This is a genomic window from Barnesiella propionica (assembly GCF_025567045.1).
GTDB lineage: Bacteria > Bacteroidota > Bacteroidia > Bacteroidales > Barnesiellaceae > Barnesiella_B > Barnesiella_B propionica.
Genome location: NZ_JAOQJK010000006.1, coordinates 175,537 through 188,110, shown reverse-complemented (window position 1 = coordinate 188,110; position 12,574 = coordinate 175,537). Strand labels below are relative to the sequence as shown.

Below are 12,574 nucleotides of genomic sequence, written 5' to 3'. Positions count from 1 at the left end.
TTATTCCAGATTGTATTCTTTGATTTTGCGGTACAGCGTCCGTTCCGATATTTTCAGCTCTTCGGCGGTTTTTTTCCTTTTTCCGTTATTACGAATCAGGGCCTTCCGTATGGTTTCACGTTCAGTATCTTCGAGTGAGAAAGGTGTTTCTTCTTCAATATAGTCATTGACAGGATGTACTATTTCGCTCTCTACATGTTCAAAATGCCGGCTGTGTACCGGAACCGTGACACTGCTGGGAACAATAGCCTGGGGCAGGTTGGGTGTTTCTTGCGTGAACATTGCGCAAGGTTCTACTTTTTCGGAATGATTCTTCCGGGACATATCTTCCACTGTGGCCCGTAGTTCCGTCATTTCTTTTTGTAGTTTTACAATAATTTTGTAGAGCATTTCCCGTTCCGTATCGTTGAAACCGCCGTCTTTGTTTGATAGTACGGCAGGAACCGATGATGCGTATTGCGGCAGATAAGTCTGCAATACTGAACTGTTTACATCCCGGGTGGTTTCAAAAATAGATATCTGTTCAGCTATATTTTTTAATTGACGTACGTTACCGGGCCACCGGTAATCGAGTAAAACCCGTTTTGCGTCCTCAGTGAGTTGGATTGCCGGCATATGGTAGCGTTCTGCAAAATCACTGGAGAATTTTCTGAACAGGAGAAGTATGTCATCACCCCTTTCACGCAACGGCGGAATTTCTATCGTAACCGTACTGAGACGGTAATATAGGTCTTCCCTGAATTTGCCTTCCGATATGGCTTTTAGCATATTCAGGTTTGTTGCGGCTACAATACGTACATTGGTTTTTTTAACGATCGAGGAACCGACTTTCATAAATTCTTTACTTTCCAGTACGCGGAGTAATCGTGCCTGGGTCGTAAGAGGGAGTTCCCCCACTTCATCCAGGAATATAGTGCCTCCGTCTGCTTCTTCGAAATATCCTTTACGGTCGGATATAGCTCCGGTAAACGAACCTTTTTCATGGCCGAATAATTCGGAATCTATTGTTCCTTCCGGAATAGCACCGCAGTTCACTGCTATATATTTACCATGTTTGCACTGGCTGTTGGTGTGTATAATTTTAGGAAAAAATTCTTTTCCCGAACCGCTTTCTCCTGTGATAAGCACCGAAAAGTCGGTAGGTGCTATTTGCAGTGCTCGGGTAATCGCCCGTATAAGTCCGGGAGTATTACCTATGATTCCGAAACGTTGTTTTACTTGCTGTATTTCGGCTGTCGTCATTTTATTTGTTTTCTCGCTAAAAAATCATTTACTATAGAACAAAGATACAAAATTAAATTTATATCCTGTCGTCCTTTTCCGGTGCTTTTAATAGGTCGATACTTATTTCAGTTTTCGCATTTTATAAGTTTCGGCTTTCAGGAAACTTCCTAATTCTTCTACGCTTTTATATTCCTTCTGTCTTTCCCAGGAGATAGGTTCTCCTATTGAAATATGCATTTCGCTGTTTTCTTTTTTATAAACTTCCATAGGTAACAAAAAGGTACGTAATTTCCAACTGATAAGGCTCAGAATATTGAACATTACCGAATTGCTACCATGAAAATAGATAGGTACCACCGGAATTTTCATCTGCTGAATAAGCCGTATAATATTAGGTTGCCATTGCCGGTCGCATAGTTGTAATTTGTGATTCCATTTAGAAACTGCTCCTGCGGGGAAAAAACCGATAGGATGGCCGTCCCTTACCTGTTTCAGAGCTTCCCGGATTCCTGCCATGGATACGCTCCTTTTGTCGGGATTGGAAATGGGGTCTACGGCGATAAAATTATCCGACATGGCTTGTATGTAATTCAGTATCCAGTTTACCATGACTTTGAAATCAGGACGTTGCTGGGCAAGCATCTTTATGAGTATGACACCGTCCAGTGCACCGAAAGGATGGTTGGAAACTGTAATGAAAGCTCCTTCAGGTAAGCGGTGAAGGATATTTTCATTATCTATTCTTAAAGTTATTCCCAGATCATTTAAAATGGAGTCTACAAAATCGGCTCCCCGTTTTTCGCAATTACGGCCATATAAGCCGTTAATGCGGTCTAAGTCACATACGCGCATCAGCCATTTTATGGTTTTTTCTCCGTTCTTGCTTCTCAGTGCCGGAATAATATCCTGTATATCGTTGATGTCAAGTATTGTTTGTTTCATAAGTCTGATATAAAAAAGGGTGCTGTAACAGAAATAAAGCCCTTATGTATTTTATTGATAATAAGTTTACAAAAATAATAAAAACCGGCTTCTTAAAGCCGATTTTTACTTTAAAATTTAATATGTACGGGTCGCCGTTTTTCGTTTTTTACCGTATTTACATGAGTGCGAAACTGATACTCATGTAGATAAGCATACCGATAATATCGTTGGTAATAGTTATGAAGGGACCTGTAGCTATTGCCGGATCTATTTTGAAGCGTTCCAGTGTCATAGGCACGAGTGTTCCGAATATGGATGCGAATATCACTACCGTAAAAAGGGAAAGCGATACCGATATCGTAGTGGAAACGTTGCCGAGGAGAAACCAGTTATATACAAAGACCAGCAATGAGATCATACAGGCGTTGATGAGGGCAACCCCCAGTTCCTTCAGCAACTGTTTTCCTGCATTCTTCATTTCCAGCGTACCGTTGGCAAGGCCTTGCACTACGATAGCGGAGGATTGTATACCTACATTACCTCCGGTTCCTCCGATCAAGGGAATAAATAATGCCATGGCAGGGTTAGTGATAAAACCGGCTTCGAAGTTTCCCAGGATAACGGAATTTGTAATTCCGCCGAACATACCTATGAGCAACCAGGGAAGGCGGGCTTTTGTTTGCATGAAAATAGTATCGTCCGATTCAACGTCCTGAGACAAACCGGAAGCTAATTGATAATCCCTTTCCGATTGTTCCCGCACTTCATCCATTATGTCGTCTACCGTAATTCTTCCTACCAGCCGGCCTATACTGTCTATTACAGGAACGGCTACAAGATCATATTTTTCGAACGTAAGAGCCACTTCGTCTATAGGAGTGTCTGTTTTTACCGAAACAGGATCTTTCCGCATCACATGCTTGATCTTTGAAACAGACGGATGAGTAATCATCTTTTTTAAAGGGAATACGCCTTGTAAACGAAAATCATCGTCAACTACATACACGTAATAAATCTCATCCATATGTTCGGCTTGCTGCCGCATCTGTTTCAGGCATTCGGGCATACTCCAGTTTTCGTTTACGACAACCATTTCAGTTCCCATAAGACCGCCGGCCGTATCTTCGTCATATTTCAACAGATCTACGATATCTCCCGCCTGGTCTACGTCGTCAATATGGGAAAGTATCTCTTCCTGAGCCTCCTCGTCCATTTCACGGATCAGGTCTACGGCATCGTCCGTATCCATATAGTCGATAAACTGCTTGGCAATGACTTCGTTAGGAAGCTGTTTCAGCATTTTCTTACGATCGTCGTCGTCCAGTTCCATCAGTACGTCCGCGGCCTTTTCTCCGTCCAGCAGCAAGTAGATGTATTCGGCTTCATCGAGATTAAGAACCTGGTATAACTCGGCAATGTCTGCCGGGTGTAGTTCTTTGAGCAGCTCTTTTGCTTTCTCTTTATCGTCGTTAAGAATGATTTGTTGGAAGTTCTGGATATATTCCGGTGTGAATTTTTCCATTGTGTTCCTCCATTTTTTTAGAAGAAAGATATTTTCTTCTGCATGTTACTATTCGGGTATGTATTTCTCGATTCGGTTTGTCAGCTCGACAAATTGAGCGACCGATAATTGCTCGGGACGTTTGTTGAATATTTCATCACCGAAAATCTCACTCTCTTTTCCCACCAAGGGTTTAAGCGAGTTCCTCAAGGTTTTTCGTCGCTGGTTAAAGCTCGTTTTGACGACTCGTTTAAATAAGGTCTCGTCGCAATCGAGTTTTTGAGTGGTATTGCGAGTCATTTTTATGACTGCCGATTTGACTTTCGGAGGCGGATTGAAAACATGTTCGGGTACGGTAAACAAATATTCGATGTCATACCATGCTTGCATGAGTACGCTTAATATACCGTATGTTTTGTTTCCCGGAGAAGCCGCCATGCGTTCCGCTACTTCTTTTTGTATCATACCACTGCAGCAGGGTATATGATCCCGGTAATCTATTACTTTAAAAAAAATTTGGCTTGAAATGTTGTAAGGATAATTTCCTATGACACAAAACTGGCCGGGAAAAAGTTGGTCCAGTTTTAACTTCAGAAAATCTTCTCCGATAATTCTTCCTTTGAGTTGGGGAAAATGCTCTTCCAGGTAAGTTACCGATTCCCTGTCTAACTCAACGACCGTAAGGTCATGTCCGGCTTCAATGAGAAATTGAGTAAGAACACCCATGCCAGGCCCGATCTCGAGTACAGGAATATCTTTGTACCCGCTTATCGTGTCGGCTATACTGCGGGCGATATCCATATCTCTCAGGAAATGTTGCCCCAGTGATTTTTTGGGTTTTACGTTATTTATCATTACTTTTTCGGTTCGTTTCCATGACTGTTAATCAATGTGTAAACTTATTACCGGAGTTAAATTAAATAGTTCCGGACGTACCAAAGTTACAGATTATCTCGTATCTTTGCGAGACACAAAGGTACAATAATATTTTTTAAAACAGGAAAATTGAAAAAAATACTCAGTAATATAGTAAAGTACGTCCTGCCTTTGATATGCGGCGTGGCTCTCTTTTGGTATTTATACAGTAAACTCGACACGAAAGAGATTTTTTCTATTCTTAAATCAGATATTAATTATTTTTGGATAGCCGTATCTATGGTTATCAGTATTTTCAGTCATATCGCCAGGGCTTTCCGGTGGCGTTTGCAGTTACGGGCACTGGGGCTATCACCCTCGATGAGAAGCCTTGTAAATGCCATATTCGGCACGTATGCGATGAATTTGGTTTTTCCCAGGTTGGGAGAGGTTTGGCGTTGCGGATATATAGCACATAGAGAGAAATCTTCTTTTTCACAAGTATTCGGTTCGATGGTTTCGGATCGTTTGACCGATACTTTGACGGTACTTATACTTACCATTTCGGTATTTTTCCTTAACATGAACGTATTTCTTAAATTCCTGAGCGATTATCCTTCGGTACAGCAGGGATTGGTCAATACCGTTACGTCACCCTGGTTATATGCTATATTGCTGCTGGCGATAGGTTCTGTTTTATGGCTTTTCCGTAAGAATACGACTAATAAATGGGCTTTAAAAGTAAAAGCTATGGTGCAAAATCTGTGGACAGGTTTCAGTACGGTACTTAAAATGAAAGGTAAATTTCAGTTCTTGTTTTATACTATATTTATCTGGACTTGTTATTTTCTCCAGCTATATGTTTGTTTCTTTGCCTTCCAATGGACAAAAGATCTGGGAATACTGGTTGCCCTTACCTTGTATGTGTTGGGCAGTTTAAGTATGGGCTTGCCCGTACAGGGGGGGCTCGGGCCCTGGCACCTGGCGATTATTGCCGGACTCTCTTTCTACGGAGTGGGAGCTACAGAAGCGGGGGCATTCGCTTTGGTTGTTCACGGTTCACAAATGGTGTTGATCGTATTATTGGGAATATATACCTTTTTCTCCATTGCCTTGGACCGGAAAAAGAACGATTTACCGGAAAAAGATCTGGTTTCCTGTGAACCGGCAGAATAGAAATATGTTAAACCTATAAATTTGATAGTTATGGATAATACCTTATCATCGCTTCAGCCTCAGGCTATCTGGAAGCATTTTGCCGAAATTTGCAAGATTCCCCATCCATCGGGACATTTAGATAAAATAACCGAGTATATTATGCAGTTCGGGAAGTCTCACGGGCTTGATACTTATCGGGACGAAGCGGGTAATGTGATTATCCGCAAACCTGCGACACCGGGTATGGAAAACAGATGCCCGGTTATTTTACAAGGGCATATGGATATGGTTCCTCAGGCCAACGGCAATGTAAAACATAATTTTAAAACCGATCCTATACTCCCCCGTATCGACGGAGAATGGGTGACGGCTCAGGAAACTACACTGGGAGCCGATAACGGAATAGGCGTATCGGCTATTCTTGCGGTTCTGGAATCTGATGAATTGAAACATGGTCCTATCGAGGCCTTGTTCACTTATGACGAGGAGACCGGAATGTATGGAGCGATAGGTCTGAAACCGGGAGAACTCCAGGGAAAGATACTGCTCAATACCGATTCTGAACAAGACGGTGAATTATATATTAGCTGTGCTGGCGGTATAGATGTCAATGTAAGCTTTCGCTATAAAGAAGAACCATATACTCCTCAGAATGAGGTTGCCTATAAAGTTATTCTGGAAGGGCTGCACGGAGGTCATTCCGGTGTGGATATTCATCTCGGACGGGCTAATGCCAATAAAGAAATGTTCCGTTTCCTGAAAGAAGTCGTTTCCGCCCATGAAGCACGCCTGGCTTTCTATGAAGGCGGGACATTGCGTAATGCAATACCCCGTGAAGCTGTAGCTGCTGTAACAATTCCTGTTGAGGAAAAAGAAGATTTCCTGAAAACAGTAGATATATTTGCCGATACATTGAAACATGAGTACGGATATATCGAGGAAAATCTTTTGTTCCGTGCCGAGGAAGCCAATCTGCCTCTTTCGCTTATTCCCGAACCTATACAGGACGATCTTATCAATGCTGTTGTGGCATGTCCTAATAATGTGTACCGCATGATTCCGGAGTCTCCGGAAGTAGTAGAGACATCTTCCAATTTGGCTATCGTAAAAACATCCGGAGGGGCTATTGATATCAGTATTTTGGTACGAAGCTCAAGCGAATCGATGAAGATGGCCCTGGCATCTTCGCTGGAAAGTGTCTTTTCTTTAGCCGGAGCGAGAGTCGAATTTTCCGGAGCGTATCCCGGCTGGGAGCCGAATCTTGAATCTCCGGTACTTAAATTGATGGAAGAGATATACCCTAAAGTGTTGGGACGTAAACCCGAAGTCAAAATGATGCATGCGGGATTGGAATGTGGAATAATCGGTTCCGCTTATCCCGGTTTGGATATGATTTCATTCGGACCGACTATTAAGCATCCGCATTCTCCCAATGAGAAAGTAGAGATAAAAACAGTAGCCGATTTCTGGAAATTGCTGGTGGCAGTTCTGGAAAATATCCCTGAGAAAAAGTAAGATGATTATTAACCATATAAGCTTTTCGGGGATGGATAGAATATTCGATCCCCGTTTTTTATGATTATGAAATATTTGTTTTTACAATATCCTGCGTGCGATACATGTCGTAAAGCCCGTAAATGGCTGGACGAATCCGGAATAACCTATGAAAGTCGCCATATTACCGAAAATAATCCTACATATGCCGAACTCAAGGATTGGATTCTCCGAAGTGGAGTACCCGTTAAAAAGTTTTTTAATACGAGTGGGCTTTTGTATAAGAGTATGGGACTTAAAGATAGATTACCCGCCATGAGCGAAGAAGAACAGATTGCTTTACTGTCTACGGATGGAATGCTGGTTAAGCGTCCGCTATTAATAAATGATAATCGGGTATTGATCGGATTCAGACCGGAGGAATGGAGTGAGTTGGTTTGATGTAAACAGAAAGGCAAGAGCGAATATTTTTAAGACTATTTTTTAGTATCTCCTACGATTTCCGGTTTTGCTTTGGATATTTTACCTTTTATGGGTAGCCGGTACATGAGGTTATAGGTAAAACCCAGGGAGGAACCTTTGGTACCGTATCCGGGTATAAACCAAGGATCGGAATTTATGTTCTTCTTGTAAGAAAGCATATATTTATACCGGACCGACCATCCCATGAAAAAATTCTTGTATATCTGTACCCGTAGGCCTACCAGGCCTTCGAGCCAGTGTGCATGTGATTTCTGGTCCGGAATATTGATAACCTGGGACTCCTCCCAGTATGGAGAATTCATAGTGATATCATTGATATCGTAAGAAAACATTGAGAATCCGTAGCGGAGTCCTATATAAAAAAAGCTGGGAGAATCGCTCTTATATTTAAAATTATAGTTTAATCCTATGCGATTATACAAAGCTCCTTTAGTCAGATAAGTAAAGTTCATGTCTTCGGGAGTACTTTTGGCATGTCCTATTCCTATTTCCCATACGGGGAAAAAACGGTTCAGAAGATCCACCTCTATTCCTATTTCGTAGTTACCGTATTTTTGCCCGCATAGATTCGCAACAGGATCAAATACATTTACTCCTACCATTATACCATTGAATAACGGGTATATTTTAGGGGGCTTTTCTTCTTCCTTTTCAGGAGCGACTGAATCTACGGCGGTTTGTGTTATATACTTCTGTTCATAGCCCGGTTCCACCGGAGTAATGACACGCCGTTGGGAATATGCCGGAAACGTGCACGTCAGCAATCCGGTAATTAATATGAGCTTATTTATTAATTTCATAGAACAGTTTTATACTTTCAACGTTTTCGTTCGTGATCTCAGTTACCACAACAGCCATGGAATCGAGTACGTTACGGGTATATTCCCATTTGTCCATGATATAGTTGAACATTGCTCCGCATTCTGCCGATACGAAATAAGGATAAGGATGATAGATGAATGTGAGCGTATCGTTATACTGGTCGAAAGAAAGATTATGCTGGTTATAATGTATTACATACTGGGTCGTATCATGAGAGTTTCGGAATGGCAGGGATATTTGAGAAACGTTTCGTGCACTGTCCAGTAACAAAGAATCGTTGATTTGCCCCAGGCCGTAAACCGATATGGAATCTATGCTAAGCTGTTGTGATGGGCTGTTGGTGTTGTAGAAATTGGCAATGGGCATACTGCTGCGATTATCCAGACAGCCTGAATCGCCGCAGCCGTAAAGAAAGACTGTAACGATACAGAGCAGAAACCCTGCAATTGCTATTTTAGTTAAAGACTTTCCCATTTTATAATTTCGTTTATCGCTTTTCTTTTTTTAGGTGTTGTGGCGAATACGTCGGCATCTGCCGGATATCCTACGGGGATAATAACGGCCGGTTCCAGATTTTTTGGCATATTGAATAATTCACGGCATAAATTAGCATCGAAATTGCATACCCAGCATGTTCCCAGTCCTGCATCGGTTGCTGCCGTACACAGGTGGTCAGTTGCTATAGCTATATCTATATCGCCATGATCTTTCCCGTCATTAGCTCTTTTCCAACTGGCGTCATGATCTATGCAGGCAATAATATATACAGGTGCTTCGCGGAACCATTCGCGCGGATAACAGCGACGTAATTTTTCAGCTTGTTCCTCTTTTCTTATTACAAGGAATAACCAAGGTTGAAAGTTCACCGCCGATGGAGCTACGCTGGCTGATTCAAGGATATATTCCAGTTTCTCCTGCTCTACGGGAGATTTTGAGAACCTTCGTACCGAACAACGTTTCTGGAGCAATTCCAATACGGGCAATGAGGAGGCTTCTGGATTCATATAAACAATATTTTAAATTTCTTTTTCTATTTGATAATGATTCCGGTCTTGTGCATTGCGTGAAATAAGTTCACCTATAAAACCGGCCAGAAATAGTTGAGTTCCTAATATCATGGCGGTGAGCGACAAATAAAAATATGGTGAATCGGTTATCAGACGATAAGGATTGCCCGAATACATGTTGTATAACTTGGTCGTACCTACTATAATGACAGCTATAAAGCCCAAGGCGAACATAAAACTTCCCAACAATCCGAAAAAATGCATGGGTTTCACTCCGAAACGGGAGAAAAACCATAAAGTCATTAAATCGAGATAACCGTTGATAAAGCGATCCAGACCGAATTTAGTCTTGCCATATTTACGAGCCTGATGACGAACAACCTTTTCTCCTATTTTGGTATAGCCTGCATTTTTAGCCAGATAAGGGATATAACGGTGCATATCTCCATAGACCTCTATATTTTTAACCACCTCATTCCGGTAAGCTTTTAATCCGCAGTTAAAATCATGTAGGTATATACCGCTTACTTTTCGGGCGGTAGCATTATATATTTTGGTAGGAATAGTTTTGCTTAACGGGTCATATCTTTTCTTTTTCCATCCTGAAACAAGATCGTATCCCTCTTCTGTTATCATGCGGTAAAGTTCCGGTATCTCGTCCGGACTGTCCTGAAGATCTGCATCCATTGTGATCACTACATCTCCCTGTACCCGTTGGAACCCGGTGTAGAGAGCTGGTGATTTTCCGTAATTCCTTCGGAATTTGACGCCCTTGATCTGCGGATTCTTTTTTTGCAACGATTCTATAACCTGCCAGGAGCCATCGGTACTACCGTCATTGATGAATAGAATTTCATAACTGTAATTATGTGCTTTCATCACCTGTTCGATCCAAGCGGTAAGTTCGGGAAGCGATTCGGCTTCGTTAAAAAGGGGGATGACCAGAGAAATATCCATAGTGATGCTTAGTTTTCTTTATTGAAACCGGATTTTTGGCGTGTATTATTGAGTATAAGTGCTAAAAGAATGGATAACAAAGAACCGACGAATGTGTTAGCCCAGATCGTTTGCATGATCATTCCAAACGGAGTGGGTGTAGCTCCGTTTGCCATTGCATCCTTCATCATGTTCAGCGTTTCATTACCCTTGAGCTGCTCCATATCGTCCAACATTGCCAACATTGCCGTTATTTGTGTATTCAGATAGTTGGGGTCTATATAGATATATTCGCCCAGACAGCTAATTAAAGATGCGAAAAAAAATAATAATATTCCGAACATCCAAAGCTGGGAAAAAACATTTGTTTCGATGATTGTCTTTTTGAACCGTAGCATCAGATAATATACGACGAACGGAATAGCAAAAAGCATCAACAGAGATGCCAGGTTTAAAAGCGGATTATTCAGACTTTGCGTCGCTAATAGGAACTTGACCAGCAGAAAGAGTCCGAAATAAGCTCCCATTTCCATTGCTTGTTTTAAAAGTCCTTTCGGTTTCGCTGTTTCTTCCATCGGTGTTATTTATTTTCTGTATAAAATGCAAAGTTATCACTTTTGTGACAATCCTCCTCCATTTGTTCCCTAAAAAGTATTTATTCATGGACAAAATATCCCGATATAAAAAATCCGGCGAAAATAAAGTACGCCGGATTTTTTTAAGATTATCAACAATATCCTTATCGCGTCGTATCATATCCCGATTCCCGGAACATTTCCATATCTTCTTTAACGTTATTGCCTATGGTCGTGAGCAGGTCACCCACCATACTGGCGTTGAGCCCCGATAATAATGCTTTTTTCTGCGATTCTCTGGAGAGCCGGGCCCGGCCTCCTGCAAACATCAGCCGTGTTCGGGGCAGTATGAAACGGAATATGGCTATGGTAAGCAAGACGTCGTCTTCCGAAATAAGAGGAGTATTCTCGAGTTTTGTTCCCGGTATAGGGTTCAATATATTCATAGGAACCGATTCTGCTCCCAGTACTTTTAACTCGAATGCCATTTCTATACGTTGTTCTATCGTTTCTCCCATACCTATGATGCCGCCCGAACAGATTTCAAAGCCCAGCTCTTTTGCTATCCGTATAGTTTTCTTCTTATCTTCGGTCGTATGCGTTGTACACAAGGTAGGGAAGTAAGAAGATGCAGTTTCCAGATTACAATGATAACGTTTTACTCCTGCTTCTTTGAGCATTTCCAATTCTTCCCGGTTCAGTAATCCCATCGAAGCACAAGTTCTCATTCCCGTTTCGGCGTGAATGCGGCGGAACATCTTGCAAAATTCGGTCATTTCGGTTTTCCTGACAGTTCTTCCGCTGGTTACCAGGGAAAAACGTTTTATACCTTGCCTGTCATGGACCCGGGCCATTTTCATAACTTCTTCTTCGGGGAGAATAGGATATATCTCTACTCCTGTTTGGTGATGAGCCGATTGGGAGCACCATTTGCAGTTCTCGGGACATTTGCCCGAGCGAGCATTGACAATGGAACATGTGTCCAGTTTGTTTCCACACAGAGCCCTGCGTATTTCATCGGCGGCGGCGTACAAGGATTCCCTGTCCGTGACCTTCGATAATTCCACGGCTTCTGCCGGGGTTATTTCACCTCCCGCAAGAATTCTGTTTTTAATTTCTTCGATCATGTCAGATTAGTTTAATATGTGTTTCTTAGGGAAATCCTCCTTAAAGAAGGTATGGAGCCACGGTGAAAGTGTGGTTTATTCTGCATTTCTGTTCGTATTTCCCTGTCGCAAAGTTATGGAAATAGTTCTTTGATGGCAATAAAAACGTTTTTTTTTCAGGAAAACGAAAAAAAACGTTTTTCTAACTCTTTGGTATATAGTACAGAGTGTAAAAAAATGAGGCTTTTTTTTACAGACCTATTGCAGAACGAAAAAAAATATCTACTTTTGTGCCCGGGTAAGTCCTACACGACCAGCTCCCTGCGAATTCCCCCAGGGCTTGACCGCAGCAAGGGTAGTAGGTTGTAGCGGTGCGATGTAGATCGCTTACCCGCCTGCCGATATAGCTCAGTTGGCCAGAGCACGTGATTTGTAATCTCGGGGTCGTGGGTTCGAATCCCTCTATCGGCTCAAAAAGCTGTCCGTTTT

At 42.0% G+C, this 12,574-nt stretch carries 13 protein-coding genes and 1 tRNA gene; 4 read left to right on the top strand and 10 right to left on the bottom strand.

Annotated features, from left to right (window positions below):
- The 4 genes from OCV73_RS09915 to rsmA all read right to left on the bottom strand — a co-directional run bounded on the left by OCV73_RS09915 (position 1) and on the right by rsmA (position 4,501).
- Positions 1-1,242: a sigma-54 interaction domain-containing protein gene (locus tag OCV73_RS09915; RefSeq protein WP_147551769.1), complete on the bottom strand. Its 1,242-nt coding sequence runs from the start codon at positions 1,240-1,242 to the stop codon at positions 1-3.
- Between the two features lie 102 nt (positions 1,243-1,344).
- On the bottom strand, positions 1,345-2,166 hold the full coding sequence (locus OCV73_RS09910) for a lysophospholipid acyltransferase family protein (protein ID WP_147551768.1): 822 nt from the start codon (positions 2,164-2,166) through the stop codon (positions 1,345-1,347).
- A gap of 157 nt (positions 2,167-2,323) precedes the next feature.
- Positions 2,324-3,670, bottom strand: coding sequence for a magnesium transporter (gene mgtE / locus OCV73_RS09905; protein ID WP_147551766.1), 1,347 nt, complete (start codon positions 3,668-3,670; stop codon positions 2,324-2,326).
- Positions 3,671-3,718: 48 nt separating this feature from the next.
- The gene (gene rsmA, locus OCV73_RS09900) at positions 3,719-4,501 is read right to left on the bottom strand and encodes a 16S rRNA (adenine(1518)-N(6)/adenine(1519)-N(6))-dimethyltransferase RsmA (RefSeq protein WP_147551873.1); all 783 of its coding nucleotides are present in this window, start codon (positions 4,499-4,501) and stop codon (positions 3,719-3,721) included.
- 153 nt (positions 4,502-4,654) lie between these two features.
- Between rsmA and OCV73_RS09895 the strand changes: the two genes are divergently transcribed.
- The 3 genes from OCV73_RS09895 (at position 4,655) to OCV73_RS09885 (ending at position 7,597) form a co-directional block, all read left to right on the top strand.
- The gene (locus OCV73_RS09895; RefSeq protein WP_147551764.1) at positions 4,655-5,680 is read left to right on the top strand and encodes a lysylphosphatidylglycerol synthase transmembrane domain-containing protein; all 1,026 of its coding nucleotides are present in this window, start codon (positions 4,655-4,657) and stop codon (positions 5,678-5,680) included.
- 30 nt (positions 5,681-5,710) lie between these two features.
- The gene (locus OCV73_RS09890; RefSeq protein WP_147551762.1) at positions 5,711-7,177 is read left to right on the top strand and encodes an aminoacyl-histidine dipeptidase; all 1,467 of its coding nucleotides are present in this window, start codon (positions 5,711-5,713) and stop codon (positions 7,175-7,177) included.
- A gap of 66 nt (positions 7,178-7,243) precedes the next feature.
- Positions 7,244-7,597, top strand: a complete 354-nt coding sequence (locus tag OCV73_RS09885; protein ID WP_147551760.1) for an arsenate reductase family protein — start codon at positions 7,244-7,246, stop codon at positions 7,595-7,597.
- 35 nt (positions 7,598-7,632) lie between these two features.
- Here OCV73_RS09885 and OCV73_RS09880 read toward each other — a convergent pair whose 3' ends face one another.
- The 6 genes from OCV73_RS09880 to bioB form a co-directional block, all read right to left on the bottom strand.
- Complete coding sequence (locus OCV73_RS09880; protein WP_262512941.1) at positions 7,633-8,439, bottom strand: DUF6048 family protein; 807 nt, start codon at positions 8,437-8,439, stop codon at positions 7,633-7,635.
- On the bottom strand, positions 8,423-8,935 hold the full coding sequence (locus OCV73_RS09875; protein WP_147551758.1) for a DUF6452 family protein: 513 nt from the start codon (positions 8,933-8,935) through the stop codon (positions 8,423-8,425). The genes OCV73_RS09880 and OCV73_RS09875 overlap by 17 nt, the downstream gene beginning before the upstream one ends.
- Positions 8,920-9,465, bottom strand: a complete 546-nt coding sequence (locus OCV73_RS09870) for a nitroreductase family protein (RefSeq protein WP_394802957.1) — start codon at positions 9,463-9,465, stop codon at positions 8,920-8,922. The genes OCV73_RS09875 and OCV73_RS09870 overlap by 16 nt, the downstream gene beginning before the upstream one ends.
- A 12-nt stretch (positions 9,466-9,477) precedes the next feature.
- Positions 9,478-10,425, bottom strand: a complete 948-nt coding sequence (locus OCV73_RS09865) for a glycosyltransferase family 2 protein (RefSeq protein ID WP_147551756.1) — start codon at positions 10,423-10,425, stop codon at positions 9,478-9,480.
- Between the two features lie 8 nt (positions 10,426-10,433).
- The gene (locus OCV73_RS09860) at positions 10,434-10,979 is read right to left on the bottom strand and encodes a DUF4199 domain-containing protein (RefSeq protein WP_147551755.1); all 546 of its coding nucleotides are present in this window, start codon (positions 10,977-10,979) and stop codon (positions 10,434-10,436) included.
- 164 nt (positions 10,980-11,143) lie between these two features.
- Positions 11,144-12,106, bottom strand: a complete 963-nt coding sequence (gene bioB / locus OCV73_RS09855; protein ID WP_147551753.1) for a biotin synthase BioB — start codon at positions 12,104-12,106, stop codon at positions 11,144-11,146.
- A gap of 376 nt (positions 12,107-12,482) precedes the next feature.
- Between bioB and OCV73_RS09850 the strand changes: the two genes are divergently transcribed.
- Positions 12,483-12,556 (top strand) — tRNA-Thr (locus OCV73_RS09850).
- Positions 12,557-12,574: the final 18 nt, after the last annotated feature.

Coding starts and splice junctions, on each gene's coding strand:
- OCV73_RS09915 (WP_147551769.1), bottom strand. CDS start 1,242: ATGACGACAGCCGAAATACAGCAAGTAAAACAACGTTTCGGAATCATA.
- mgtE (WP_147551766.1), bottom strand. CDS start 3,670: ATGGAAAAATTCACACCGGAATATATCCAGAACTTCCAACAAATCATT.
- OCV73_RS09865 (WP_147551756.1), bottom strand. CDS start 10,425: ATGGATATTTCTCTGGTCATCCCCCTTTTTAACGAAGCCGAATCGCTT.
- OCV73_RS09885 (WP_147551760.1), top strand. CDS start 7,244: ATGAAATATTTGTTTTTACAATATCCTGCGTGCGATACATGTCGTAAA.
- OCV73_RS09870 (WP_394802957.1), bottom strand. CDS start 9,465: ATGAATCCAGAAGCCTCCTCATTGCCCGTATTGGAATTGCTCCAGAAA.
- OCV73_RS09860 (WP_147551755.1), bottom strand. CDS start 10,979: ATGGAAGAAACAGCGAAACCGAAAGGACTTTTAAAACAAGCAATGGAA.
- OCV73_RS09880 (WP_262512941.1), bottom strand. CDS start 8,439: ATGAAATTAATAAATAAGCTCATATTAATTACCGGATTGCTGACGTGC.
- OCV73_RS09910 (WP_147551768.1), bottom strand. CDS start 2,166: ATGAAACAAACAATACTTGACATCAACGATATACAGGATATTATTCCG.
- OCV73_RS09875 (WP_147551758.1), bottom strand. CDS start 8,935: ATGGGAAAGTCTTTAACTAAAATAGCAATTGCAGGGTTTCTGCTCTGT.
- bioB (WP_147551753.1), bottom strand. CDS start 12,106: ATGATCGAAGAAATTAAAAACAGAATTCTTGCGGGAGGTGAAATAACC.
- OCV73_RS09890 (WP_147551762.1), top strand. CDS start 5,711: ATGGATAATACCTTATCATCGCTTCAGCCTCAGGCTATCTGGAAGCAT.